The sequence below is a fragment of the Faunimonas sp. B44 genome, assembly GCF_052655945.1.
The window spans coordinates 363,398-386,063 of the sequence record NZ_JBQYEX010000001.1; the positions used below are offsets into that span (position 1 = coordinate 363,398).

Genomic DNA, 22,666 nt, shown 5'->3' on the forward strand with positions numbered 1-22,666 from the left:
CCCTTCGGCGTCAGGGCCGGCCGGAGTGCCGGCGGCGTCACGCCGCCCGGGTCGCCCGCTCGCTCGCGAGCAGGATCGCCGCGCCGGCGGAACTGGCGAGGCAGAGCGACCAGAACACCCATTCGATCGGCCCGGCGACGAGCAGGAGCCCCATCAGGACCGGCGCGATGGACTTCCCGACCTGCTGGATGACACGGTCGGCGGAGACGACCGCGCCGCGCAGGGTCGACTCCGTCCGCTGCGTCAGCAGGCTCTTCTGCAGCGGCGAGATGACGCCGTTGCCGAGCCCGAACAGGAAGGCAGCACCGAACAGGGCGGGAAGGGGCGCGCGCAACGCGATGGCCGCGATGGCCACGGCGCTTGCGAGGAACGCGGCAGCAAGCATCCACTCCGCCCGGACGTGCCGAAACCGCCCGATGCTGGCTGCGGTCACGATCGAGCCCGCCGCGGACATCGCCACGAGCAGGCCGGCGATCGCCGGCGAGGTCTGGTAGCGCAGCGCGAGCAGCAGTGGAAGGTAGGTGTAGAGGCCGGTATCGAGGAAGAAGCGGAGGAAGCCGGTGCCGTAGGCGGTGACCAGCCGCGGCTGGCGCACCGCCAGCAGGGTTCTTCGCAAGTAGGGGCCAAGGGTGTCGGTGCCCGGCCCGACGGTTTCCGGCATGCGGAGATAGGCGATGACGGCGAGCGGGATCGTCAGGGCGAAGACGAGGAAGGATGCGCGCCAGGTCAGGAGGGCGAGCCCGCCGCCGACGACGGGCAGGAAGATCATGCCGATCCGGTCGAAGACGACCTTCATGCCCTGGCCGTGAAGTTCGCGCTCCGCCGGCAGGAGGTCGCTGATGAGGACGATGGTGAGCGGCGACATGGCGCTCATGCCGACGCCCTGCAGTGCGCGGAGCGCGAGCACCCAGCCGTAGTCCGGCGCGAGCGCAGCGGCGCTTCCGGCGATGCCGAAGAGGGCCAGCCCGAAGATCAGCACGCGGCGCCGGCCGTGGAGATCGGCGATGACGCCGAAGACGGGCGAGAGCAGGATGGCCGGCATGAAGAAGGCGGCCATCACGTAGCCGATCTCCTCCTCCCGGACACCGAGATCGGCAGCGATGACGGTGAGGACCGGATAGAGCAGCGAGGCACCGCCGACGACCGCGACGCTCGACCCGAAGGTGAGCGCCAGCGCCTGTCCCTCGGTCGCCACGGCGCGCGGTCCCGGGATCGGCCCCGGCGGTGATGCGACGCCGTTCACCATGCCTGGGCCGTCGGGTCGTGTTCTTTCGGCATTCCTGCCGGTGAGCTGATCGGCACGGTCGCGACTCGTCCACAGGGGCGTGCGATGATGCCCCGGCGAAACGGATCACGAAAGCCCGCCGCGCGACGAAGCCGTTCTCTCATCAGGATTCTGTCGCGACCGCGGCCTCATTCGTCCAGATCCGTGTCGCCGGGTGCGCCGCGCCGCCAGTACGCGGCGACAGACCAGGCCGTGCGGGGGAGCCCGACCGGCCCGCGCAGATGCGCGCGGAGCGCGCGTGCGGCCGTCTGCTCGCATCGGGCGAAGACGAAGACCGGCTCGTCGCGCAGTCCCGGCAGGACCCCGCGGACCGCATCCTGCAGCAGCGTGGTCGATCCGGCCGGCCGGCCGTCGCGTGAGAGCCAGTGCAGCTCCAGATCCGCCCGGCCTTCCAGCTCCTGGCGTTCGGACCCGTCCGCGATCTCGACCAGCGCGACGATGCGCTTTCGGGCCGGCATCTCCTCGATCATGCGCGAGATCGCCGGCAGCGCCGTCTCGTCGCCTGCGAGGACGTAGGTGCCGGCGTCCGGCAGCTCCACGCCGCCCGGCCCGGTCATCCCCACGGCCGCCCCTTCGGCCGCCTCGAGCGCGAAGGTGGCGCCGGGCGTCTCCTCTCCCTCGTGCAGGACGAAATCGACGTCGATGAGACCGCGCGCCACGTCGATCCGCCGGATCGTGTAGACGCGCGAGACGGGCCGCGGACCCTCGGGCCAGGCCTGCCGTCCGTCGGCAGCCATGACCGGCCAGACCGGCCTCACGCCGCGCGCCGGCGGAAGGAGCAGGCGGACGTGCATGCCGTGGCGGGCGAAGCGGGCGAGGTCGCGGCCGGCGAGCGTGACGCGCCGCATCCGGGGCGTGACCTGCCGCGCCTCCACCACCGTCATCTCGCGGAAATAGGGGAGCGGCGCGCCGGGGGTCGTCCCGCCGCGCCAGACGATCTCCGGCGCTTCGCCCAAAGCGAATTCGCAGACGTGCTCTGCCACGCCCCACTGCAGATAGGCGAGCGAGGTGGTGTCGCCGGCCTCGACGCGGACCTCGATCCGGTCCGGCCGGGCCTCGGCGACGGCCGAACCGATCGTGAAGTCCACCCGCCACGCCGCGTCGGTGCCGGTGACCGCGCCGTGCTCGACGAAATGCTCGCGCAGCCGGTTCATGATCTCGATCGGGGCGGCGACCGCGATGCTCGTATCGGCATGGAGGCGAGGGCTCTGCATGGGAGTTCTCCGGGTTTGGTCACGCGCGCAGGCGGCGGAAGAGGAGCAGGAGGAAGGGCACGCCGATGAGCGCGGAGACCAGGCCGGCAGGCAGCTGGTACGGGAAGGCCGCCATCCGTCCGGCCCAGTCGGCGGCGACCATCAGCGTCGCGCCGATGAGCGCCGCACCGAGAAGCTCCGGTGCGGCACGTGCTAGGCCCATCTCGCGCGCCATGTGCGGCGCCATCAGGCCCACGAAGCTGAGCGGCCCGATCACCAGCGCGCCGGCGCAGGTGAGGAAGGTGGCGAGGGCGAGCAGGCAGAGCCGTGCCGCGCCCACGGGAAGCCCGAGCGCCTGGGCGGCGGCCGGCCCGAGCGGAAGAATGTCGAGCCAGCGGCCGGCCATAAGCGTCAGCCCGAGAAGCGGAAGCGCCACGAGCGCCGTCAGTGCCGCGCCGGCGGCGTCCACGGTATAGGTCGACCCGCTCATCCAGCGCAGGAGCATGATCGCGCGCGGATCGCCGCTCGCCGACAGGACGCCGACCAGCGCGTCGAGCAGCGCCGCAAGGGCGATGCCGGCGAGCAGCATGCGCTCCGGGCTCCGACCCGGGGCGCGCCCGTTCGCGCCGATGAGCAGGAGCACGAGCCCCGCCCCGGCGGCGCCCGCGAGAAGCTGCGTTCCGCGGTCGAGCGTCCCGAGCAGGAACAGCGAGGCGGCGACGCCGAGGGTCGCGCCGGCGCCGACGCCGAGGAGCTCCGGGCTCGCCATCGCGTTGCCGGTCAGGCGCTGGAGGACGATGCCGGCGGCGGCCATCATGGCGCCGGCGCAGAGTGCGGCGGCGAGCCGTGGCAGCCGGAACGGCATCACCGCGTCCCACTGGTCCGGCCCGAGAACGTGCCATTCGCCCGTAGGCGCGCGCCCGAGGGTGAGCGCAGCCGCGCCGACCCCAAGGAGGATCGCGCAGAGGACGAGGAGGCGGATCGCGAAGCTGCCCGCGCGGCCATGCGCTGCGAGGGGAGGCCCGGCAGGCGGGCCGGCGCTTCGCAGGCGCGGCAGCAGGGCGAGGAGGAGAGGCGAGCCGAGCAGCGCGGTGACCGCGCCGGTCGGCACGAAGGCGGCATAGGCGCCGGCGAGGATCTGGACGAGATCGTCGGTCGCCAGGAGGAGAAGGGCGCCGATCGCCGGCGACCAGATCAGCCGCTCGCGGAAGAGCCTCGCGCCGGAAAGCCGGGCGACGAGCGGCGAAACCAGTCCCACGAACCCGATGACGCCGACGGCGGAGATGGTGAAGGCGGCGAGGCAGAGCGCGACGGCGAAACCGGCGATCCGGATCATGCGCGGCGAGAGGCCGAGCGACGCCGCCCCGGCATCATCGAGATCGAGCAGGGTGAGGGGGCGCACGAGCAGCCCCGCCAGGACGGCGAGGACGAGGAGCCGTGGCGCCAGCGCGAGCGCCGCGTCCCAGCTGTTCTGGCTGAGCGACCCGGCGCCCCAGATGAAGAGGCTGACCAGATAGCGCTCGTTGAACAGGATGATGATGGCGGCGAGCGCGCCGCAATAGAGGCTCACCAGGAGGCCCGCGAGGATCAGCGCGAAGGGCGAGAAGCGCCGCCGCGCCCCGATCGCGAAGACGATCGCGGCGGCCGCGGCCGCGCCGGCGATCGCGACGGCATCGCGCCCGAGCCAGAGCAGGTCCGGCGCGAGCAGCGTCACGAGCGCGAGCGCGAGATTGGCGCCCGCCGAGAGGCCGAGCGTCGTGGGCGACGCCAGCGGATTGCGGAGCACCTGCTGCAGGATGGCACCCGAAAGGCCCAGCATGGCGCCGCAGAGGAGCGCCGTCGCCGCGCGCGGCAGGCTCGAATGGAGGAGCACCATCCGCTCCACGTCGAAGCCGTCCGTCGTCGCCCCCAGCCGCAGGAGCTCTGCCCCCCAGAGGCGCGCGCCGAGCAGGACGGCGAGGCTGGCGAAGGCCGCCACCACCGCCGGCGGCCCGAGGCGGCTCGCGATCATGGCGACACGCTCTCCAGATGCGCCGTGAGGAGCCCGCCGAAGCGGAGCGCGGAAGGCACCATGCCGAACATCAGCACGCCGGGCAGCGTCGAGACCCGCCCCGCCTGGACGAAGGGCAGGCTCGTCCAGAGGGGACTGCGGGCGAGCGTCGGGGCGGTGTCGGGCGGAACGGGCTCGAAGGAGATCAGGCGGAGCTCCGGATCGAGGCGGCCCAACTCCTCGATCCCGATGGTCTGGAAGCCCCAGTAATTGGTCGCGCCCGTCCAGGCGTTCGCGACGCCGATGCGCTCGAGGACGTCCTGGTAGAGACTTTGCCGCCCGTAGATGCGGGCGTGCCGGTCGTCCATGAAGTTGACGAGCGCGACGGGCGGGATCGCCCGCGAGGCGAGCCGTCGGGCGCAGCCTGAGAAGGCGTCATCGGCCGCGGCGAGGAAGGCTTCGGCGGCGTCCTCCCGACCGAGCCGGCGGGCGAGGTCCAGCGTGGCGGCCTCGGCCCGCCGGAGCGGTTCGCCCTCGTCGGCATAGATTGCGAAGGAGAGGACGGGCGCGATGCGCTCCAGTACGCTGCGCGAAGCCTCGAGATAGGGCGTGATCAGGATCAGGTCCGGCCGCATCGCCGCGAGGAGCTCGAGATTGGGCTCCTGGTCGGCCCCGACGTCCACGATCCCCCGCGGCAGCTCCGGCTCCACCACCCAGAGATCCCAGTCGGCCGCCGCCGCGACGCCGGCCGGCACGACACCGAGCGCGAGGAGCGTGGTGGCGAGGCCGTAATCGAGCGAGACGATGCGGGGCGCCGCCCGGGCCGAAGCGGCAGAGATGCCGGGCGCAGCTGCGAGCGCGAACGAGCCGGCAAGGAATGAGCGGCGCGTCGCCGATCCGGAGGTGCCCTCGATCATCGTCGTGGCGATCAGAGCGGCAGCGCGACCGGCCCGGCACCGGCCGGGTGGGGGATCACCGCCATCGGCAGGCCGTAGACTGTGTCGAGCATATCGGGCGCCATCAGGTCGCCGGGCGGGCCCTCGGCGACGAGTCCGCCGTCGCGAAGCGCGCAGATGCGGTCGGCGAAGCGGGCCGCCATGTTGACGTCGTGGAGGACGAGGAGGACGCTCGCATCCGTCTCCCGGCTGAGATCCCGGACGAGCGTCAGGATCTCCATCTGGTGCTGGACGTCGAGCGCGGAGGTGGGCTCGTCGAGGAGGAGGCAGCGGCTCTCCTGCGCGATCAGCATCGCGATCCAGGCGCGCTGGCGCTCGCCGCCGGAGAGCGTCTCGATCATCCGGCCCGCGAAGCGCTCGACGCCGGTCAGCGCCATTGCCCGCGCAACGCCCGCTTCGTCCGCCGCTCCGAACCGGCCGAGCGCGCCATGCCAGGGATAGCGCCCGTAGCCGACGAGCTCGCGCACGGTGAGCCCCGCGGCGGCGGGCGGCTCTTGCGGCAGGTAGGCGACGGCGCGTGCGAAGGCCCTGCGTTCCCACGACTGGAGCGGACGGCCCTCGAAGGCGACGGTGCCGCTGCTTGCCGGGACCTGCCGCGCGAGCACCTTCAGGAGAGTCGACTTGCCCGAGCCGTTCCGCCCGATCAGGGCCGTGACCTCGCCGTGACGCACGTCGAGATCGACGGTCCCGACGAGCTGGCGTCCGCCCACGGAAACGGCGAGCCCGCGGATCTCGAACGCAATCTCGGACGCGTGCGGCACGCGTTCAGAACCGGTAGCGCAGGCTGCCGATGATGGTCCGGCCCTCGTCGCGGTAGCAATAGCCGGAGGTGCAGGTCACGCCACGATGGTCGAGGAGGTTCGTCGCGTTCACCTGCGCGCGCACCCCGTTCATCTTCGGGTTGAGTGCTGCGAAGTCGTAATGCAGAGCGGCGTCGAGATAGACGCGGTCGGCGTTCTCGATCGTGTTGAGGTCGTCGCCGAAGCTCCGGCCGACATAGCGGACGCCGGCGCCGAAGCCGAGCCCTTCGGCCGGTCCGGACTGGAGCGTGTAGCCCGCCCAGACCGAGAACTGGTGGTTGGGCGTCGAGGTCAGCTCGTTTCCGATCGTGCCGGCGGCCCCGCGCAGGATCTCGGTCTCGACATAGGCGTAGGACGCGATCAGGCTCAGGCCCTCGGTGAGCGACGCGTTCGCCTCCAGCTCGAAGCCGCGCGAGCGCATGTCGAGCTGGACCTGCCGGTTCACGCCGGTCGAGGCGTCGAACACGACGCCGTCCTCCTGCTCGATCTGGAAGACGGACGCCGTCAGCACGGCGTTGGTGCCGGGGAGGGCGTACTTCGCGCCGCCTTCGATCTGCTTCCCGATCGTCGGCTTCGCCGGCCCGCCGGAGACGACGGTGCCGACATTCGGCGTGAACGAGGTGGTGTAGCTCGCATACGGGACGAGGCCGAACTCGGTGACATATCCGAGGCCGACGCGCCACGAGAACGCCTGGTCCCTCTGGCGCGTGGTGACGCGTCCGCCGGTGGCGTCCGGCAGGGTCGTGTCCCCCGTCAGCCAATCGTAGCGTCCGCCGACCGTAAGGCGCCAGTTGCCGAAGCGTGCCTGGTCCTGCGCGTAGAGGCCGAACTGCGCGATGTCCTGCGCCGAAGAGAAGGCGAGCGGCAGCGTCCCGGCCGCCGGCAGTGCGCCGAAGCCTTGCCGCTGGTCGTAGCCGATCCAGCCGTAATCGGCGCCGACGAGGACCGTATGGTCGACCGCGCCGGTCGAGAATTCGGCCTGGACCTGGTTGTCAATGACGAAGCTGTCGATTTGCTCGGCGTTGCGGCCGGCCGCGCGCGTGAAGGGCGTCGTCGTGATGTCGGTGATGTAGGCGTATTCGAGATCGTTGTGCAGCGTCAGGTAGCGGGCGTTCTGGCGGACGAGCAGCCAGTCGCTCACCCGGTGCTCGAATTCGTAGCCGATGCGCCCCTGCTGCTGGTTGAAGTCGTTGTAGCGGGGATCGCCTTCGTAGATGCCCGTGATCCTTCCGCCGAGATTGTGATAGGCGGCCGTCCCGCCGGTCGTGGCGTCCATGTACTCGCCCAGCACCGTGAGCTTGGTGTCCTCGTTCGGCCGCCAGGTGAAGGCCGGCGCGATGTAGAACCGGTCGTCCGGAAAGCCGTCGATCTCCGTGCCGCTGTCGCGCACGACCCCGGTCAGGCGGTAGAGCAGGGTGCCGTCGTCGGTGAGCGGCCCCGACAGGTCGAAGTTCCCCTGCTTCCGGTCGTGGCTGCCGTACTGCACCTCGAGCTCGCGGAACGGGTAGTCGGTCGGCCGCTTCGTCATGAGGTCGACCAGGCCACCGGCGCTCGTCGCGCCGTACAACGCCGAAGCCGGGCCCTTCAGGACGGTGATCCCCTCGAGGCCGTAGATCTCGGTCTTGAACAGGCCCGTCGGGCTCGCGAACTGGCGCAGCCCGTCGCGGAAGATGCCGTTGTAGGTGAGCGGAAATCCGCGGATGAAGAAGGCGTCGAAGCGTGGGTCGAAGCCATAGCTGCCGACGCGCGCGCCGGGGACGTAGCCGAGCGCCTCGTTGAGCGTGCGGGGGTTCTGGTCGTCGAGCTGCTTCTCGGTGACCGTGGAGATCGCCTGCGGGACCTCCATTAGCGGCGTGTCGGTCTTGGAGCCGATCCGCCCGCTCCGGGCCACGTAGCCGTCCTGGACCAGGATGTCGTTGCTCGCCGCCTCCACGTTCAGCGTTTCGAGGACGACGGCATCCTGCGCGAACGAGGCGCTCCCGGCCGGCGACAGGAACGTTGCGGCCAAAAGGGCGGCGGTGAAGGTGCGGGCGGCACGGGTCTGCGGCACTGGAAATCCCCTCGATACGATCCTGGCCGTCTTCCCCCGGCAGGCCGGGCGGCCCCTCTTCGCCTCCGCTAGAAAAGAAGATGATCCGAGTCAACAATCCGGCGGATAAAAAATAGACAACTAGACTCCTCTTTTTTCAGGTGTTACCGGGCAGCCGGATTCCGGCGCTTCGCAGCGGGATCCGCCACCAGAGCGTGCAGAGAGGGATGGTCTTGATGAGTGCCCCGACGCCGGCCCGACGGCACGGACCCGGCTCTTCGCATGGTCGGCCGGTCCGCACCGGCAGGCTCCTCGCCCTTGCCCTTGCGATCGGCCTCGCGCCGCTGGCGGCCAGCCTCGCCCCCGCACAGTCCGTGCTGCCGCCCGCGGCGAGTGAGGATGCGGTGCCGCCCGAGCCGCCCGCCGGTGGCGCGGTCCCCGGCGCTGCGGAACCCCGTTCCGAGCCTCGGGTGAGCGAGACCGCGGGTGGGGACGGCGGCGCCGGGGCGCACGTGCTGCCGCGCGATCTGTCGCCGTGGGGCATGTTCCTCGCCGCCGACACCGTGGTGAAGGCGGTGATGATCGGGCTCGCCTTCGCCTCGCTCGTCACCTGGACGGTCTGGCTGGCGAAGAGTGCCGAGATCGCCGCAGCCAAGGTGCGCGCCCGCAGGGCCCTTGCCGCGCTCGCCGCATCGAGCAGCCTGGCGCAGGCGCATCGGGCGCTTTCCGACCGGCGCGGTGCAGTGCCTCTTCTCGTCCGCGCCGCCGATCACGAGGTGCAGGTCTCCCTTGACGATGGGGGGGCTCCGCCCGCAGCAGGCCTCCTGGCGCGGGTCGCTTCGGCCCTGTCCCGGATCGAGGCGCAGGCGGGGCGGAGGATGACGCGCGGAACGGGCGTCCTCGCGACGATCGCCTCGACCGCGCCCTTCGTCGGCCTGTTCGGCACCGTCTGGGGCATCATGAACGCCTTCATCGGCATCTCGGAGGCGCAAACCACCAATCTCGCGGTGGTGGCGCCGGGCATCGCCGAAGCGCTGCTCGCCACGGCGCTCGGCCTCGTTGCCGCCATTCCGGCGGTCGTGATCTACAACCATTTCGCCCGCTCGATCTCCGGATACCGGCAGCTCCTCGGCGACGCTGCGGCGGCCGTCGAGCGTCTCGTCAGCCGCGACCTCGACCGGCGCTCGCTTCGGCCGGCGATGCGGCAGGCGGCCGAGTGATCCCATGGCCGGCAGCCTGAACCGCAGCAGCGGAGCGGACGATCTCGAGGAGAGCCACGAGATCAACGTCACGCCCTTCATCGACGTGATGCTGGTGCTCCTCATCATCTTCATGGTCGCCGCGCCGCTCGCCACCGTCGACGTCGCGGTGGACCTGCCCGCCTCGACGGCCACCCCGCAGCCGCGGCCCGAAAAGCCTCTCTATGTGACGGTGACCGAGGATCTGACGCTCGTCCTCGGTGAGGATCCGGTGGCGCGGGAGCGCTTCGCGCCGATGCTCGACGCTGCCACCGGCGGCGATTTTGATGCGCGCATCTTCCTGCGCGCCGACCGCCGGGTCCCCTACGGCGAGCTGATGGAGGTCATGAACCTCCTGCGCTCCGCCGGCTACCTGAAGGTTGCGCTCGTGGGGCTGGAGTTGGCGGTCGGGCAGGCAGCGGGACCGGACGGGGAGCCCGTCGCGCCCGCCGCAGAACGGAGCGCGCCGGACGCGATCACGCCGGCGCGCGCTTCCGCGCTGCCGTGATGCCCGGGCATCCCGCCTTCGCGCTGAGCCATGAGCGCTTCTCGTGGGCGCGTACGGCGCTCTGGAGCTTGGCGGCGATGCTCGCCCTCTGCTCTCACCTCGCCGCCGCGTACCTGGCTCTGCAGGTGGAGCCCGATCCGGCGGGCGCCGCGGCGGCGCCGGAGCCGATCCTGATCGACCTCGCGCCGATGCCCTCTGCTCCCGAGGAGAGCGCGGCGGAAGAGGCTTTCGAGGACCCGCAACCGGCCGAAGACGTGCTCGAGCCGGCCGAGACGGCTCAGGATGCGCCCGACGAGCCTGTCGAACCGGAGGTGATCGAAGAGCCGGTGGAGCCGGAGGTGGTCGAGGAGCCGGAAGCGGTCGAGCCGCCGGAGCCGGAGGCGCCCGAGGTCGAGGAAGCGGAGCCGGAGCCGGTGGAACAGGAGCCGGTGGAGGAACCCGAACCGTCCCCCGACGAAGAGCCCGTGGTGGAAGAGGTCGACGTGCCGCTGCCGCAGCAGCGCCCGACGCCGCCGCGCGTTCTCGTGGAGCGCGAACAGGCGCGCCCGAGCCGCACGGTCGACCCGGCGCCGCCGCCGGAGCGCAGGAAGGCGGCGCCCGCTCCTGCCCGGTCGGTCCCAGAGGCTGCCGCGCCGGCCGCCCCGGTCAGGCCGGCTCCACCGGCGCAGCCGAGCCGGGGGGCGGCGCCGTCGGTCTCGCCGGCGCGGTGGCAGGCCCGGCTCCTCGGTCACCTCGAGCGCTACAAGCGCTTTCCTGCCGCCGCGCGGGCGCGCCGCGCGGAGGGAACCGCCCACGTGCGCTTCTCGATCGATGGAGGTGGGAACGTGCTCGACGTCGCGCTCGCCCGTTCGTCGGGCGTTCCGGAGCTCGATCAGGAGGTCGTCGCGATGGTGCGCCGCGCATCGCCGGTGCCGGCGCCGCCTGCGGATGCGCCGCGGACGATCACCGCCCCGGTGCGGTTCAGCATCAGGTGAGCGGGCGGCGCTCGCCTTGCCGGCCGCAGGGGAGGGGGCGGCGCGCCGGACGCGCCGCCCGATCGGCAATCACCACTCCGGCTTCGGGTGGATGAGATCCGAGACGCCTTCGAATTCGTCCGTCGGATAGACGAACTTCAGATCGCCGCCCTGCCATTGCGCGAGCAGCACGGTGCGCCCGAGCGGCAGGCCCCGGTCGTCCCAGGAGAACGGGCCTAGGATGGTGCGGACCGGCTCCTGCTCGGTGCGCGCGTGCAGCCATTCCTTCAGCTTGGCATTGTCGGTCGTCTCCGCGCCGCGGACCGCCTGCTCCATGCCCTCGCAGACGGCGAAGGGGATCGCGGAATCCTCGTCGGCATCGGCCCCGAACTTCTCCTTGAAGACGCGCTGGAAGTCCTGGTTGGTGAACTCCTCGCCGGCGATCAGGCCGGTCCACGGCGCGTCGGCATGCCAGGAGGTGTGGACGATCACGCCTTCCGCCGCCTGGCCGAGGCCTTCCAGGTACTCGTTCTGCGTGCCCTGGCTCAGGTAGAGCATCTTGGGCTGCGCCTTCACGGTCTGGAGCGCGCGCGTCAGCTGCACCGCCTCTTCCGCCGACGCCGTCAGGCCGATGACCAGATCGGCGTTCGACCGCTTGATCGAGTTGGCGAGGTTCAGCCAGTCGGAGAAGCCCTCTTCCGGCCAGCGCTCCTCCATCACCACCTCCATACCGGCGTCCTTCAGGTAACCCGGCGCGAGGTCGGCGACGATGCCGCCGCCGGGGTTCTGGACCTTCTGGCCGAGCAGGCCGGCGGCGATGGCGTTGGCGAAGAAGTCGTCGGCATGGACGAGGGCGACGGTCTTCGGCCGTTCCCCTTCGGCCACGCGCTCCGTGATCAGCTTCACCGGCGCGTCGCCGAAGAGCTCCGCCGCGTTCTGCTGGAAGTAGAACATGTTGTCGTAGCCCTGCGTCCAGATGCGGAGCGCGCCGCCGGACGGGACCGGATAGACCATGCCGTACTTGTTCACGATCGACGAGGTCGGGAACGTGAGCTTCGACGAGAAGGTGCCGAACAGAAGGTCGACCTTATCGACATTGATGAGCCGCTCGTACTGGCTGAGCGCGGTCTCGGTGTCGGAACGGTTATCGCTCACGATCAGCTGGACCTTCTTGCCGAGCAGCCCGCCCTTCTCGTTGATGATATCCACGCAGAGCTCGAAGCCCTGGCGATGCTTCTCGCCGGTGACGGCGAAGCCGCCGGTGAGCGGCAGCGAAGACCCGATCTTGATGACGTCCTGGGCAAGGCCGGTCGATCCCAAGAGCGTGGTCACCGCGACGGCCAGCATCCCTGTTGAAACTACTCGCATTCTAGCTCCTCCCTTGCGCCTGCCTCGCCTTTTTCGGTTCTGCAAACGTTTGCCACTTTCGGCCCGGGCGCCGAGTTGGTCAAGGTGTCGCGACGAAAACCCGATCCGGGGCGGATGCGCTCAGCGGCCGGCGAGCGCGCGCGTCGAGCCGCGCACCACGAGCTCCACCGGCAGCACGACGTGCCGTGGCTGCCGCTCCGGTTCCGGTGCCGCGATGAGGTCGAGCAGCAACTCCGCCGCCCGGCGGCCGATATCCACGAGCGGGGCGCGCACGGTGGTCAAGGCGGGCGAGAGAAGGTCGACCATCGGCATGTCGTTGTAGCCGGTGACGGAAATGTCGCCCGGGCACTCCAGTCCGAAATCACGGAACGCCGCGATCGCACCGACCGCCAGCCGGTCGTTCGCGCATACCACGGCCGTGACGCCGGTCCGGCGCGTGGCAAGTTCCCGCGCGCAGCGCCGGCCCTCGTCGATGCTGTAGGCCGCCGCCGGCACGATCGCATCCTCCCGCACATCGAGCCCGAGTGCGCCGCATTCGCGCACGAACGCCGCCCTGCGCTCCGCGCCCGTCGAGAGGCTCTGGGGGCCGGCGATGTGGCCGATGGCGCGGTGCCCGATCCCTACGAGGTGGCCGAGCGCCTGGCGGATGCCCGCCGCATGATCGCTGATGACGGACGAGACCCGCTCGTCCTCGACCCGGCGGCCGAGCGTCACCATCGGGACACCCTGATCGAGGAGCTTGGACACGACGTCGTCCTCCCGCTCCACGCTGCCGAGGATCAGCCCGTCGACATTGCGCGACCGCATCAATGCGATCACGTCGGCTTCGCGGCTGAAATCGCCGTCGAGGCTCGCCACGATCGAGACGAAGCGCTTGGGCAGCAGCCCCTCCTCGAGGCCGCGCAGGATCAGCGCGTAGACCGGGTCGGTGATGTCCGGGATGACGACGCCCACCATCCGCGTGCGCCGCGTCCGCAGCGAATAGGCCTCGGCATTCGGCTGATAGCCGAGGTCCGCGCTCACCCGCCGGACATGGTCGGCAAGTTCCTTCGCGACCGGATGGCGGGTGTTCGGATCGAGTGCGCGCGACGCCGTGGACACGTGAACCCCCGCCGCGCGCGCCACATCCTTCAGCGTCGTCCGAGTGCCCATGTCGCTCCGCATCTCCGGCCGGACTGCTCCGGCACATCCATAAAGGCAAGTCGACACGCATATGGCAATCGTTTGCCACTGCTGCCACGGACTGCTATAGCAGCCTCGACGATGGAAGGGAGACGCTTGTGAGGATTGGATTCATCGGCTTCGGCGACATGGGAATCCGGATCGTGCCGCGCCTCATGACGGCCGGCTATTCTGTGACGGGCTGGAACCGTACGCGGGACAAGGCGGAAAGCCTCATTGCCTCCGGCCTGGAATGGGCCGAGAGCCCGCGCGCCGTGGCCGAGAAGTCCGATGTGGTGTTCGCGATCGTGACCGATGCCGCGGCGGTGCGCGCGGTGGCGCTCGGCCCGGACGGCGTCATCTCCGGCCTGAAGCCGGGCGGCATCTTCGTCGACATGAGCACCATCGCGCCGGAGGCGAGCCTCGAGATCTCGGCCGCCTTCGAGGCAGCCGGACTGACCATGCTCGATGCGCCGCTCTCCGGCAGCCCGCCGGTGGTCGAGGCCGGCAACGCTTCCGTGATGGTGGGCGGCGACAGGGCGGCGTTCGACCGCATCGAGCCGGTGCTCCTGGCGATCGGTCGAAAGGCCCTCTACATCGGCGAGCGCGGCAAGGCCGTGCGCATGAAGGTTGCGCTCAACATGTGCCTCGTCATCGAGATGGTGGCGTTCTGCGAGGCGGTGGCGCTCGCGGAGAAGGGCGGCGTCGACCGCGCCATCGCGGTGGAGGCCATGCTGAACAGCGTCGTCGCCTCGCCGGTCATGGCCTATCGCGGCCCCTTCATCCTGGAAGGCAAGATGCCGGAGAAGGCGCTGGCCGACGTCACGCTGCAGCAGAAGGACATGCTTCTCGCGCTCGATCTCGGGCGCAAGAGCGGGGTGCCCGTGCCGCTCGGCGCCGCCGCCAACGAGATGCTCAACGCCTGCCGCGGGCTCGGCATCGACCATCGGGATTTCGTCACCGTCTATGAAGTCTACCGCCGTCTCGGAGGAATGCTGAAATGAGTGCACCCAAGCCCTACAGGACGCGCGTCGAGGACGTTCCGCTCGTCGAGGGCCTGACCCGGGAGGACGGCTGGATCGACATGCAGGTCCGCTTCCTGATCGACCAGAAGAGCGCCGGCTCCGACAAGCTCGTCTTCGGCCACACGCTGATGACGCCGGGCGCGAGCCACGAGAAGCACCGCCACTTCCATTGCGACGAGTTCCTGATCGTGATGTCGGGCAGCGGCATCATCTTCACCGACGACGGCGAGGAGCCGGCGAAGGCCGGCGACGTGGTGTTCACGCCGCGCGGCCACTGGCACGGTTTCCGCAACACGGGCAACGTCGATTCGCTGCTCATCTGGGGCTGGAGCGGCGCAGGCTCGCTGGAGGCGGCGGGCTACGAGGTGCCGCCCGATGCGGCGCACGCCGTGAAGGCCGGCTGAGATGGCGGACGTGCTCGCCGACGCCCGCATCGCGAAGGGCATGGCCGTGCAGATGGACCTGCGGCGGTCGCGCCTCGCCGGCGGCGAACGGCCGATCGGCTGGAAGGCCGGGTTCGGCGCGCCCGCGGCGATCCAGAAGCTGGGCCTCGACGGGCCCCTGATCGGGTTCATGACGGACCGGAGCGTCGTCGCCTCCGGCGCGACCGTTTCGACTTCGGGCTGGAAGAAGCCGGTGGCCGAGCCGGAGGTCGCGGTGACGATGGCCGCCGATCTTGCCGGCGGTGCCGACGATGCCGCGGTCCGCGCCGCCATCGCCGGCATCGCACCGGCCATCGAGCTGGCCGATCTCTTCGAGCCGCCGGAGGACGTCGAGGCGATCCTGTCCGGCAACATCTTCCATCGCTTCGTGATCCTCGGCGCATGCGACCGTTCGCGCGCCGGGGCATCGCTCGACGGCCTCACGGCGCGCGTCGGGCGCAACGGTGCGGAGGTCGCCAGCACGCGCGAAGTCGAGGCCAACACCGGCCGCCTGGTCGATGTCGTCCGGCGGACGGCGGACACGCTTGCCGCCCTGGGCGAGAGGCTCCGCGCCGGCGACGTGGTGATAGCGGGGTCGATCGTGCCGCCGATCTTCCTCGAGCGATCCGACCGGGAGGTCACCTGTACGCTCGACCCGATCGGGAGCGTCTCGGTCCGGATCGGGTGACCAGGCGGCGGAAGAGCCGATGCTAAATACGATGGGAGGAAAACCGATGCTGATGATCTCCAGGCGGGCCGTGCTGGCGGGTGGCGCCGCGCTCGCGGCCATGCCGGCCCGCTCCGCCTTCGCGCAGGGCAACACGATCCCGCTCACGATCGCGTCCTCGCACCCGCTGACGATCCCGTGGGTCGAGCCGCTGAAGACGGTGATCGTGGAAAAGTCGAACCGCAAGCTCGAGGAGATGGGCTCGTCCACCCGGATCCAGTGGACCGAGGCCTTCGGCGGCTCGCTCTACAGCTTCGACGACACGCTCGAGGCGGTGAGCCAGCAATTGACCGACATGGGCTGGATCGGAGCGCTCTGGGAGCCGGCCGCCCTGCCGCTGCAGAACATCATGTACTCGACGCCCTTCGCGACCACGACCGTGCAGCAGGCGGTCGACGTCATGAACGAGCTGAACAGGACCGACGAGGCGATGAAGGCGGAATGGGACCGCCAGAACGTCGTCTTCTTCGGCTGCTGCGTCTCCGACGGCTATCACCTCTTCACGAAGAAGCCGATCAACAGCCTCGACGATTTGAGGGGCCTCAAGATCCTCGGCGCTCCGGTCTGCGCTCCCTGGATCGAGCCGCTCGGGGCGACGCTCGTCAATACCGGCCTGCCGGCGCAGTATTCGCAGCTCCAGACTGGTGTCGGCGACGGCTCGATCCTGATCGCGACCGGCGCCTATCCCCTCAAGATCCACGAGGTCGCGCCGCACGTGACGCTGGTCGACACGGGCCCGCTCACCTTCGGCGGCTTCGGCATCAACAAGGACACCTTCGCGGGGCTGCCCGACGATGTGAAGACGGTGCTCACCGAGCTCGGCTACGAGTACAGCGCCGAGAATGCGCGCATCGTCGAGGAGCGGCAGAAGACCGCGCTCGAGAAGATGAAGGCGGAGGGCGCCACCGTCCACGAGATGCCGCAGGAGCAGCGTGTCCAGTGGGTGAACGCGATGCCCGACCTCGGCAGGATCTGGGCGGAAGGCCTGGAGGCGAAGGGCGTTCCCGCGCGCGAGATCATGAAGGCTTTCATGGCCGAGCTGCGCGCGCGGGGCGGCGAGCCGCTGCGCGACTGGTCGGCCGGCCTCTGAGGGCTGGCGCCGGACGGGCTGCCACGGCCCGTTCGGCGCGTCCGCCTCGACAGCCTTCAAGCCGTCGAGGCAGGCCTGCTGCGGCGCTCCGTCCTCGGACGGGGGGCCTCTTTCGTGCGGGGCCGGAACAGCGCCAGCCTCGGCATGAGGCGCTGATTGACCCACCGGCGGAACCTGCGGATCCGGCGGCGGAACCCGCTCGGAGGCGGCCGCCTCTTCTGCATCAGAATCAGATCGGAGATCAGGATTGCGATGCTCTCCAGAGCCTCCTCGGTGATCCTGATCGGCCGTTCCGGCTGAGGCGGCTCCGGCTCCGCCTCCAGCTTCACGCCGAACGTATCCCGCACCCATTCCAGATCGTCTCTGCTCTCCGCCTCGACCCTGTCCAGCGCCTGGCTCGAGAGGGAGAACGGCGCACCGTGCACCTCGGCGAGCACCTTGCGCTCCCGCAGGTGCCGCCGCGGCGACATCAGCCCGGATTCCGTGAAGAGCGGACGGATGGCATTCAGCCGGCTCATGAGGAGTACGGCCTCCTCGCTCAGCCTGATGTTGGTCGCCGTCTGCGCGGCGAGGCTCCCGCGAAGCGCAGGTCCCGCGCCGATCAGGTCGGAGAAATGGCCGACGAGTCCGCCAGGGTGCCGGCAGGCGGCCCCGTAATCGAATACCGCCACCCGGTCTCGCCCGAAACTCGAAAGCCATGGCTCGAGCCGCCGGCGAAACCAGGGGTGCGGCGGGCTCGCCTCAAGTTCTTCGAGCGTGACGCCGCCCTTGATGCGCTGTGCCGCCTCGCTCGACGACCACGACCGCGGATGACGGAGATAGGCGATCACCTTGACCTCGGACGCCTTGGGCGTCAGCCACACTTTCAGCCGTGACACGGCTGCCTCGGACAGAAGCGAGAGGTCCTCGCCCGATAGCAGCAGCGTTCCGGCCTTTGGTTCAGCGAGGATCGCTTCGTAGCTGTCGAACAGCTCCGCCCGCAGCGCCCGGAGCCTTTCTCCGGACGTGACGCCGCGCCGGACGTTGGCGTGATACGAGAGGGCGTGCTCCGAGAACATCGTGTAGAGCGGGACGCTGTGGTTCGCGAAGTTGCCGGCGTACTGGATGCCGGCCTCGGCGAGGAGTGTTTCCGCATTGCCGCTCAAGGCGTCCTGGATCGAGGTGCTACCGGTCTTGTTGATGCCGATGTGCAGGATCACCGTCTTGAAGGTGGCCATTCAGCAACCTCCGATCGCGGGTTCGCGGGGGCAGGGCCGCCGAGAGGACCGCGCCTCGCCGGTGCAAGACCCGAACCGTCTGCTCTGAATGTGCATCGTGCTTGGCTCGCCGGAATGGGCTACGCGCCTGGGCCGCGTTTGTCTTTCCGGATCGACGATTTGGCCCATCGGCCGGATCCGGATCAGGGATTCTCTGATCTGCGGCGCGGCGGCTCCCGAGTGCCGTAACAGGACTGCGATGACAAGAGCCACGCGCGATTCAGCGCATGGGCTTGCCGGTTCGCGCTGGTCCCGGCAATGCCCGCCGGAGCGCCAGTCCGCTCCCTCTATCGCCGTCCGAGGCGGTGGAGATCGCCCAGATGGCGATGGAGGGCGGCGGACGCCTCGCGGCCCTGGCGGCGGAAACCTTCGAAACCGATCGCCCCGGCGCCCGAGTGCCCCTGCGGACCGCGGCGGCCGAGCGCGAAGCCGCAGGCAACGGCACTGCCGAGCAGGACGAGCGATGCGGCGAGAAGGGCGGAGCGGACGGTCGCCGACGACGCCGATACGACATGGTCTCGCGCCTCGTCCGAAAACCGTCCGCGGTTGGAATGGAGGCCCTCCACCGTCGAGACCAGATTGTCCTTCCGCTTCGGATCGGCGTCCTCCTCCGTCATCTGGCCCGGCCAGGCCGAGCGCGCCATCATGCGGTCGAGCAGGCCCGGTGCGACCATCGTGCCGACGATCGCCTGCATCGCGGTCTCGCCGACCCAGAGCTCGCGCGGCGCGGTGCGGGCGGCCTTCACGATCGCTTCCGCCACCGCTTCCGGCTGGTGGATGGCGCCGACGGGGGTGAGCTTCTTCGGCAGGCGGCTGCGTGCCCAGTCGAATTGGGGCGTGTTCACGGCCGGCAGCTGCACCATCGTCACGCGGATGCGGCTGCCCTCGTGGATGAGCTCGGAGCGGAGTGAATCGGTGAAACCCCGGATCGCCGCCTTCGCTCCGCAATAGGCCGATTGCAGCGGGATGGAGCGGTAGGCGAGCGCCGACCCGATCTGGACGATGGTGCCGCGGTCCTCGCGCCTCATGTGCTTCAGTGCGGCGAGCGTGCCGTAGACATAGCCGTGATAGGTCACGTCGGTGACGCGGCGGAACTCGTCGGGCTCGATCTCCTCGGCCGGGGCGTAGATCGTCACCATCGCATTGTTGATCCAGACGTCGATGCGCCCGAGCCGCTCGGCCACCTCGTCCGCTGCGCGCATCACGGCCTTCGCGTCGGCCACGTCGCAGGCGATGGAAATCGCGGCGGCGCCGGCCGCCTCGGCCGCGCGCGCCACCTCGTCGAGCGCGTCCTCGCTCCGCCCGATGAGGCCGATAGCATGGCCGCGGCGCGCGAAGGCGATGGCCGTCGCGCGGCCCACGCCGGCCGTCGCACCGGTGACGACGGCGACGGGGCGGTCCTCCCGGGCGGGCTTCGTTCTCTTCGGCATAGGCACTCTCCGGCGCGTGGTCCTCGTTGACGCGAGCGTGCGCCAAAGGTTCCCCGGCTGAGTGTCGCCTGCAAGCGGATCGGCGGCGCGCTCAGGCTCCCGGCGGCGCCCGCGCCGCTTCACAGGCCGTGCGGCCCGCCCTACTGTCGCCTCCCGGGAGGGCGCTGCGCGTGACTCATCCATTGCTCAAGCATCTCCGCGACGAGCTCGCGGCGCTCGACCGCGAGGGCTTGACGAAGCGGGAGCGGCTGATCACGACCCCGCAGCGCGCCCGCATCGCCGTCCGGGACCCGCTCGCCGAAGGCGGCGAGCGCGCGATGATCAATCTCTGCGCCAACAACTATCTCGGCCTCGCCGACGACCCGGACGTGATCGCCTCGGCCCGCGCCGCGCTCGACGAGTTCGGCTTCGGCATGGCGTCCGTCCGCTTCATCTGCGGCACGCAGACGCTCCACCGCGCGCTGGAGACCCGGATCGCGCGCTGGCTCGGCACCGACGACGCGATCCTGTTCGCGGCCTGCTTCGACGCCAATGGCGGGCTGTTCGAGCCGCTGCTCGGGCCGGAGGACGCGGTGATCTCCGACAGCCTCAACCACGCCTCGATTATCGACGGCATCCGCATGACGAAGGCCAGGCGCTACCGCTTCGAGAACGCCGACATGAACGCGCTGGAGGACCGGCTGAAGGAGGCGGACCGCGACGGCGCCCGCTTCAGGCTGATCGCCACCGACGGCGTCTTCTCGATGGACGGCCACGTCGCGAAGCTGCCGGAAATCTGCGCGCTCGCCGAGCGCTACGGCGCAATGGTCATGGTCGACGACTGCCACGCCCACGGGCACCTCGGCGAGGGCGGGCGCGGCAGCCCGGCGCTCACGGGCGGCGGCGGACGGGTGCAGATCGTCACCGGCACGCTCGGCAAGACGCTCGGCGGCGGCATGGGCGGCTTCGTCGCCGCGCCGCAGCCCGTGATCGACACGCTGCGCCAGCGCGCGCGGCCCTATCTGTTCTCCAACTCGCTCGCGCCGCCGCTCGCCGCCGGCGCGCTGAAGGCGATCGACATCGCGGAAGCCGCCGACGACCGGCGCGAGCGCCTGGCCATCCTCACGCGGCGCTTCCGGGTCGCCATGGAGGGAGCGGGCTTCGACCTGCTGCCCGGAGAGACGCCGATCGTGCCGGTCATGCTCGGCGAGGCGCAGCGTGCGCAGGATCTCGCCCGCGCCCTCGACGAGCGCGGCGTCTACGTCGCCGGCTTCTTCTACCCCGTCGTGCCACGCGGCCGGGCGCGCATCAGGGTGCAGATGTCGACCGCGCTTTCGGACGCCGACCTCGACCACGCCATCGACGCCTTCGCCGATGCCGGCCGGGCGCTCGGGATCATCTGATGCGACCGCCTCGGAAGTCGAATCGGGAGCGTTCCGCATGAAGGCGCTCGTGAAGGCCGAGGCCGCCCCGGGGCTCGTCATGCGCGACGAGCCGGTGCCTTCGCTCGCCGCCGACGAAATCCTGATCCGGGTCGCCCGGACCGGCATATGCGGCACCGACATCCACATCTGGAACTGGGACGAGTGGGCGCGAAAGACTATCCCCGTGCCCATGATCATCGGCCACGAATATGCCGGGGAGATCGCGGAGCTCGGAAGCGCGGTGCGCGGCCTGAAGGTCGGGCAGCGCGTCTCCGGCGAAGGCCACGTCATCGGCATGAAGAGCCGGGCTGCGCGCGGCGGGCGCTATCACCTCGACCCGGATACCCGCGGAATCGGCGTGCAGATCCCCGGCGCCTTCGCCGAATATGTGAAGATCCCGGCCTTCAACGCCGTCCCGCTGCCCGACGATATCGACGACGAGCTCGGCGCGATCCTCGATCCGCTCGGCAATGCCGTGCACACCGCGCTTTCGTTCGACCTCGTCGGGGAGGACGTGCTCGTCACGGGCGCCGGTCCGATCGGCATCATGGCGGCGGCCGTCGCGCGCCATGTCGGCGCCCGCCACATCGTGATCACCGACGTCAACCCGGCCCGGCTCGCGCTGGCCGGCCGCGTCGCCGACGTCGTGCCGGTCCATGTCGGCGAGGAGGATCTCCGATTGGTGATGCAGCGGCTCGGCATGCGGGAAGGCTTCGACGTCGGGCTTGAGATGAGCGGTGCCCAGGCGGCGCTCGAGCAGATGCTCGAAGTCATCGTGATGGGCGGCAAGATCGCGATGCTCGGGATACCGGTCCGGCCGTTTCCGGTCGACCTCACCCGGATCGTCCTCCACATGCTGACCATCAAGGGCATCTACGGCCGCGAGATGTTCGAGACCTGGCACAAGATGATCGCGATGCTGCAGAGCGGCCTCGACATCCGCCCCGTGATCACACACCGCTTCCCGGCATCGCAGTACGCCACCGCCTTCGAGGCGATGGCGCGGGGCGACACCGGAAAGGTCGTCCTCGACTGGTCCGCTTCCTAGCCGGCCGACGCCGCCGGACCGGCAAGGGGTCCGACGGCGGGTTGCGGGCCGGCGAAGCCGCTCCGGCTGCTATCTCCGGCCGCCGAAGCGCCCGCTCATCATGTTCTGGATCTCGTCCTGCGAGAGTTCGCCGTCCTTGTTCTCGTCGAGATAGTCGAACATGCGGCGATGGAACCGCTCGACCTCCTCGTAGGAGAGCGAGCCGTTGCCGTCCTCGTCGATGATCACCATCATCATCATCGGCATGCCGGAATGCGGGCCGCCGCCCCAGCCGCCCCAGTTCTGGCCGCCCCAGTTCTGGCCGCCCCAGTTCGGGCCACCCCAGGGCATCATGCCGGGTCCCCCCTGGCCGCCTTGCCCGCCCCACGGCATCATGCCGGGCCCGCCCGGGCCGCCGCCCCAGCCGCCCATCATGCCCGGGCCGCCGCCCCAGCCGCGCATCGTCTCGTGCCACTCGCGCCAGCGGTCGCGCCAGCTCTTGTCGTCATCGTCGTCGCGCTCGGTCGCGCTCTGCTCCTGCTGTCCGCCGGGCGTCGCCGAAGGCGCCGCGGGCATGCTCGGCGAGCCCTGCCCCGGAGGCGTCTGCGCCCATGCCGGGGCGGACGCCAGTCCAAGAAGAAGTGCGAGCGCGGTTGCCGCGATCGGTCCGTGTCGGGTCATTTCCCTACCTCCGTCTCTCGGCGGTGAGGTTGAAGCGCCCGGCCGCGCGGGCTGCGCATGGAAAGCCGGGCAAGCACCGCAGCACGGATGCTAGGGCACGACCCGGCGCAGAAATATGATCCAG

20 protein-coding genes are annotated in these 22,666 nt (G+C 70.4%); 9 read left to right on the plus strand and 11 right to left on the minus strand.

Translation table 11 applies throughout. The features are described 5' to 3' along the window. Positions 1-37: 37 nt before the first annotated feature. From ACUN0C_RS01705 to ACUN0C_RS01730, 6 genes are all read right to left on the minus strand, one after another. On the minus strand, positions 38-1,246 hold the full coding sequence (locus ACUN0C_RS01705) for an MFS transporter (RefSeq protein ID WP_445464578.1): 1,209 nt from the start codon (positions 1,244-1,246) through the stop codon (positions 38-40). A 167-nt stretch (positions 1,247-1,413) separates the two neighbouring features. After that, a complete protein-coding gene (locus ACUN0C_RS01710; protein ID WP_445464579.1) occupies positions 1,414-2,499 on the minus strand; it encodes a DUF2218 domain-containing protein in 1,086 nt (361 codons plus the stop codon). Between the two features lie 19 nt (positions 2,500-2,518). Next, positions 2,519-4,489 (minus strand): Fe(3+)-hydroxamate ABC transporter permease FhuB, encoded by a 1,971-nt coding sequence (gene fhuB, locus ACUN0C_RS01715; protein WP_445464580.1) that lies wholly within the window; start codon positions 4,487-4,489, stop codon positions 2,519-2,521. Beyond that, positions 4,486-5,385: an ABC transporter substrate-binding protein gene (locus ACUN0C_RS01720; protein ID WP_445464581.1), complete on the minus strand. Its 900-nt coding sequence runs from the start codon at positions 5,383-5,385 to the stop codon at positions 4,486-4,488. The genes fhuB and ACUN0C_RS01720 overlap by 4 nt, the downstream gene beginning before the upstream one ends. An 11-nt stretch (positions 5,386-5,396) precedes the next feature. Next, on the minus strand, positions 5,397-6,185 hold the full coding sequence (locus ACUN0C_RS01725) for an ABC transporter ATP-binding protein (RefSeq protein ID WP_445464582.1): 789 nt from the start codon (positions 6,183-6,185) through the stop codon (positions 5,397-5,399). 4 nt (positions 6,186-6,189) lie between these two features. Beyond that, on the minus strand, positions 6,190-8,274 hold the full coding sequence (locus ACUN0C_RS01730; protein ID WP_445464583.1) for a TonB-dependent siderophore receptor: 2,085 nt from the start codon (positions 8,272-8,274) through the stop codon (positions 6,190-6,192). Between the two features lie 215 nt (positions 8,275-8,489). On the opposite strand from ACUN0C_RS01730, the gene exbB reads away from it, so the two are divergent. The 3 genes from exbB to ACUN0C_RS01745 are packed head-to-tail and all read left to right on the plus strand — an operon-like array spanning position 8,490 to position 10,973. Next, positions 8,490-9,473, plus strand: a complete 984-nt coding sequence (gene exbB / locus ACUN0C_RS01735) for a tonB-system energizer ExbB (RefSeq protein ID WP_445464584.1) — start codon at positions 8,490-8,492, stop codon at positions 9,471-9,473. Between the two features lie 4 nt (positions 9,474-9,477). Then, positions 9,478-9,999: a TonB system transport protein ExbD gene (gene exbD, locus ACUN0C_RS01740; protein WP_445464585.1), complete on the plus strand. Its 522-nt coding sequence runs from the start codon at positions 9,478-9,480 to the stop codon at positions 9,997-9,999. After that, the gene (locus tag ACUN0C_RS01745; RefSeq protein ID WP_445464586.1) at positions 9,999-10,973 is read left to right on the plus strand and encodes an energy transducer TonB family protein; all 975 of its coding nucleotides are present in this window, start codon (positions 9,999-10,001) and stop codon (positions 10,971-10,973) included. The genes exbD and ACUN0C_RS01745 overlap by 1 nt, the downstream gene beginning before the upstream one ends. 69 nt (positions 10,974-11,042) lie before the next feature. On the opposite strand, the gene ACUN0C_RS01750 is transcribed toward ACUN0C_RS01745, so the two are convergent. Both ACUN0C_RS01750 and ACUN0C_RS01755 read right to left on the minus strand, forming a co-directional pair. Continuing rightward, positions 11,043-12,320 carry an amino acid ABC transporter substrate-binding protein gene (locus ACUN0C_RS01750; protein WP_445464587.1) on the minus strand — a complete coding sequence of 426 codons (1,278 nt, stop codon included), beginning with the start codon at positions 12,318-12,320 and terminating at the stop codon, positions 11,043-11,045. A gap of 120 nt (positions 12,321-12,440) precedes the next feature. Further along, entirely contained in the window at positions 12,441-13,472 is a 1,032-nt protein-coding gene (locus tag ACUN0C_RS01755) for a LacI family DNA-binding transcriptional regulator (protein ID WP_445464588.1), read from the minus strand. Between the two features lie 128 nt (positions 13,473-13,600). Between ACUN0C_RS01755 and ACUN0C_RS01760 the strand changes: the two genes are divergently transcribed. The 4 genes from ACUN0C_RS01760 to ACUN0C_RS01775 are packed head-to-tail and all read left to right on the plus strand — an operon-like array spanning position 13,601 to position 16,745. Beyond that, a complete protein-coding gene (locus tag ACUN0C_RS01760; RefSeq protein WP_445464589.1) occupies positions 13,601-14,485 on the plus strand; it encodes an NAD(P)-dependent oxidoreductase in 885 nt (294 codons plus the stop codon). Beyond that, positions 14,482-14,910, plus strand: a complete 429-nt coding sequence (locus tag ACUN0C_RS01765) for a cupin domain-containing protein (RefSeq protein ID WP_445464590.1) — start codon at positions 14,482-14,484, stop codon at positions 14,908-14,910. Before ACUN0C_RS01760 ends, ACUN0C_RS01765 begins: the two co-directional genes overlap by 4 nt. Before the next feature lies 1 nt (position 14,911). Continuing rightward, positions 14,912-15,616 (plus strand): fumarylacetoacetate hydrolase family protein, encoded by a 705-nt coding sequence (locus ACUN0C_RS01770; protein ID WP_445464591.1) that lies wholly within the window; start codon positions 14,912-14,914, stop codon positions 15,614-15,616. Positions 15,617-15,662: 46 nt separating this feature from the next. Next, entirely contained in the window at positions 15,663-16,745 is a 1,083-nt protein-coding gene (locus ACUN0C_RS01775; protein WP_445464592.1) for a C4-dicarboxylate TRAP transporter substrate-binding protein, read from the plus strand. A 56-nt stretch (positions 16,746-16,801) separates the two neighbouring features. Here the strand turns inward: ACUN0C_RS01775 and ACUN0C_RS01780 are convergent, their stop codons facing one another. Beyond that, positions 16,802-17,962, minus strand: coding sequence for a hypothetical protein (locus ACUN0C_RS01780; protein ID WP_445464593.1), 1,161 nt, complete (start codon positions 17,960-17,962; stop codon positions 16,802-16,804). Positions 17,963-18,288: 326 nt separating this feature from the next. After that, a complete protein-coding gene (locus ACUN0C_RS01785) occupies positions 18,289-19,431 on the minus strand; it encodes an SDR family oxidoreductase (RefSeq protein ID WP_445464594.1) in 1,143 nt (380 codons plus the stop codon). A 170-nt stretch (positions 19,432-19,601) separates the two neighbouring features. Here ACUN0C_RS01785 and kbl point away from each other — a divergent pair, with 170 nt between their 5' ends. Both kbl and tdh read left to right on the plus strand, forming a co-directional pair. Continuing rightward, entirely contained in the window at positions 19,602-20,813 is a 1,212-nt protein-coding gene (gene kbl / locus ACUN0C_RS01790) for a glycine C-acetyltransferase (RefSeq protein WP_445464595.1), read from the plus strand. A 37-nt stretch (positions 20,814-20,850) separates the two neighbouring features. Further along, positions 20,851-21,882 carry an L-threonine 3-dehydrogenase gene (gene tdh, locus ACUN0C_RS01795; RefSeq protein ID WP_445464596.1) on the plus strand — a complete coding sequence of 344 codons (1,032 nt, stop codon included), beginning with the start codon at positions 20,851-20,853 and terminating at the stop codon, positions 21,880-21,882. 69 nt (positions 21,883-21,951) lie between these two features. Here the strand turns inward: tdh and ACUN0C_RS01800 are convergent, their stop codons facing one another. Beyond that, positions 21,952-22,542 (minus strand): hypothetical protein, encoded by a 591-nt coding sequence (locus ACUN0C_RS01800; RefSeq protein WP_445464597.1) that lies wholly within the window; start codon positions 22,540-22,542, stop codon positions 21,952-21,954. Between the last annotated feature and the right edge of the window lie 124 nt (positions 22,543-22,666).

What these genes read in the sequence shown, in the direction of transcription:
- ACUN0C_RS01720 (WP_445464581.1), bottom strand. Translation starts at nt 5,385, where the DNA reads ATGATCGAGGGCACCTCCGGATCGGCGACGCGCCGCTCATTCCTTGCC.
- ACUN0C_RS01745 (WP_445464586.1), top strand. Translation starts at nt 9,999, where the DNA reads ATGCCCGGGCATCCCGCCTTCGCGCTGAGCCATGAGCGCTTCTCGTGG.
- ACUN0C_RS01770 (WP_445464591.1), top strand. Translation starts at nt 14,912, where the DNA reads ATGGCGGACGTGCTCGCCGACGCCCGCATCGCGAAGGGCATGGCCGTG.
- ACUN0C_RS01765 (WP_445464590.1), top strand. Translation starts at nt 14,482, where the DNA reads ATGAGTGCACCCAAGCCCTACAGGACGCGCGTCGAGGACGTTCCGCTC.
- ACUN0C_RS01780 (WP_445464593.1), bottom strand. Translation starts at nt 17,962, where the DNA reads ATGGCCACCTTCAAGACGGTGATCCTGCACATCGGCATCAACAAGACC.
- ACUN0C_RS01705 (WP_445464578.1), bottom strand. Translation starts at nt 1,246, where the DNA reads ATGGTGAACGGCGTCGCATCACCGCCGGGGCCGATCCCGGGACCGCGC.
- ACUN0C_RS01800 (WP_445464597.1), bottom strand. Translation starts at nt 22,542, where the DNA reads ATGACCCGACACGGACCGATCGCGGCAACCGCGCTCGCACTTCTTCTT.
- ACUN0C_RS01750 (WP_445464587.1), bottom strand. Translation starts at nt 12,320, where the DNA reads ATGCGAGTAGTTTCAACAGGGATGCTGGCCGTCGCGGTGACCACGCTC.
- exbD (WP_445464585.1), top strand. Translation starts at nt 9,478, where the DNA reads ATGGCCGGCAGCCTGAACCGCAGCAGCGGAGCGGACGATCTCGAGGAG.
- ACUN0C_RS01710 (WP_445464579.1), bottom strand. Translation starts at nt 2,499, where the DNA reads ATGCAGAGCCCTCGCCTCCATGCCGATACGAGCATCGCGGTCGCCGCC.
- exbB (WP_445464584.1), top strand. Translation starts at nt 8,490, where the DNA reads ATGAGTGCCCCGACGCCGGCCCGACGGCACGGACCCGGCTCTTCGCAT.
- ACUN0C_RS01785 (WP_445464594.1), bottom strand. Translation starts at nt 19,431, where the DNA reads ATGCCGAAGAGAACGAAGCCCGCCCGGGAGGACCGCCCCGTCGCCGTC.
- ACUN0C_RS01755 (WP_445464588.1), bottom strand. Translation starts at nt 13,472, where the DNA reads ATGGGCACTCGGACGACGCTGAAGGATGTGGCGCGCGCGGCGGGGGTT.
- ACUN0C_RS01775 (WP_445464592.1), top strand. Translation starts at nt 15,663, where the DNA reads ATGCTGATGATCTCCAGGCGGGCCGTGCTGGCGGGTGGCGCCGCGCTC.
- tdh (WP_445464596.1), top strand. Translation starts at nt 20,851, where the DNA reads ATGAAGGCGCTCGTGAAGGCCGAGGCCGCCCCGGGGCTCGTCATGCGC.
- fhuB (WP_445464580.1), bottom strand. Translation starts at nt 4,489, where the DNA reads ATGATCGCGAGCCGCCTCGGGCCGCCGGCGGTGGTGGCGGCCTTCGCC.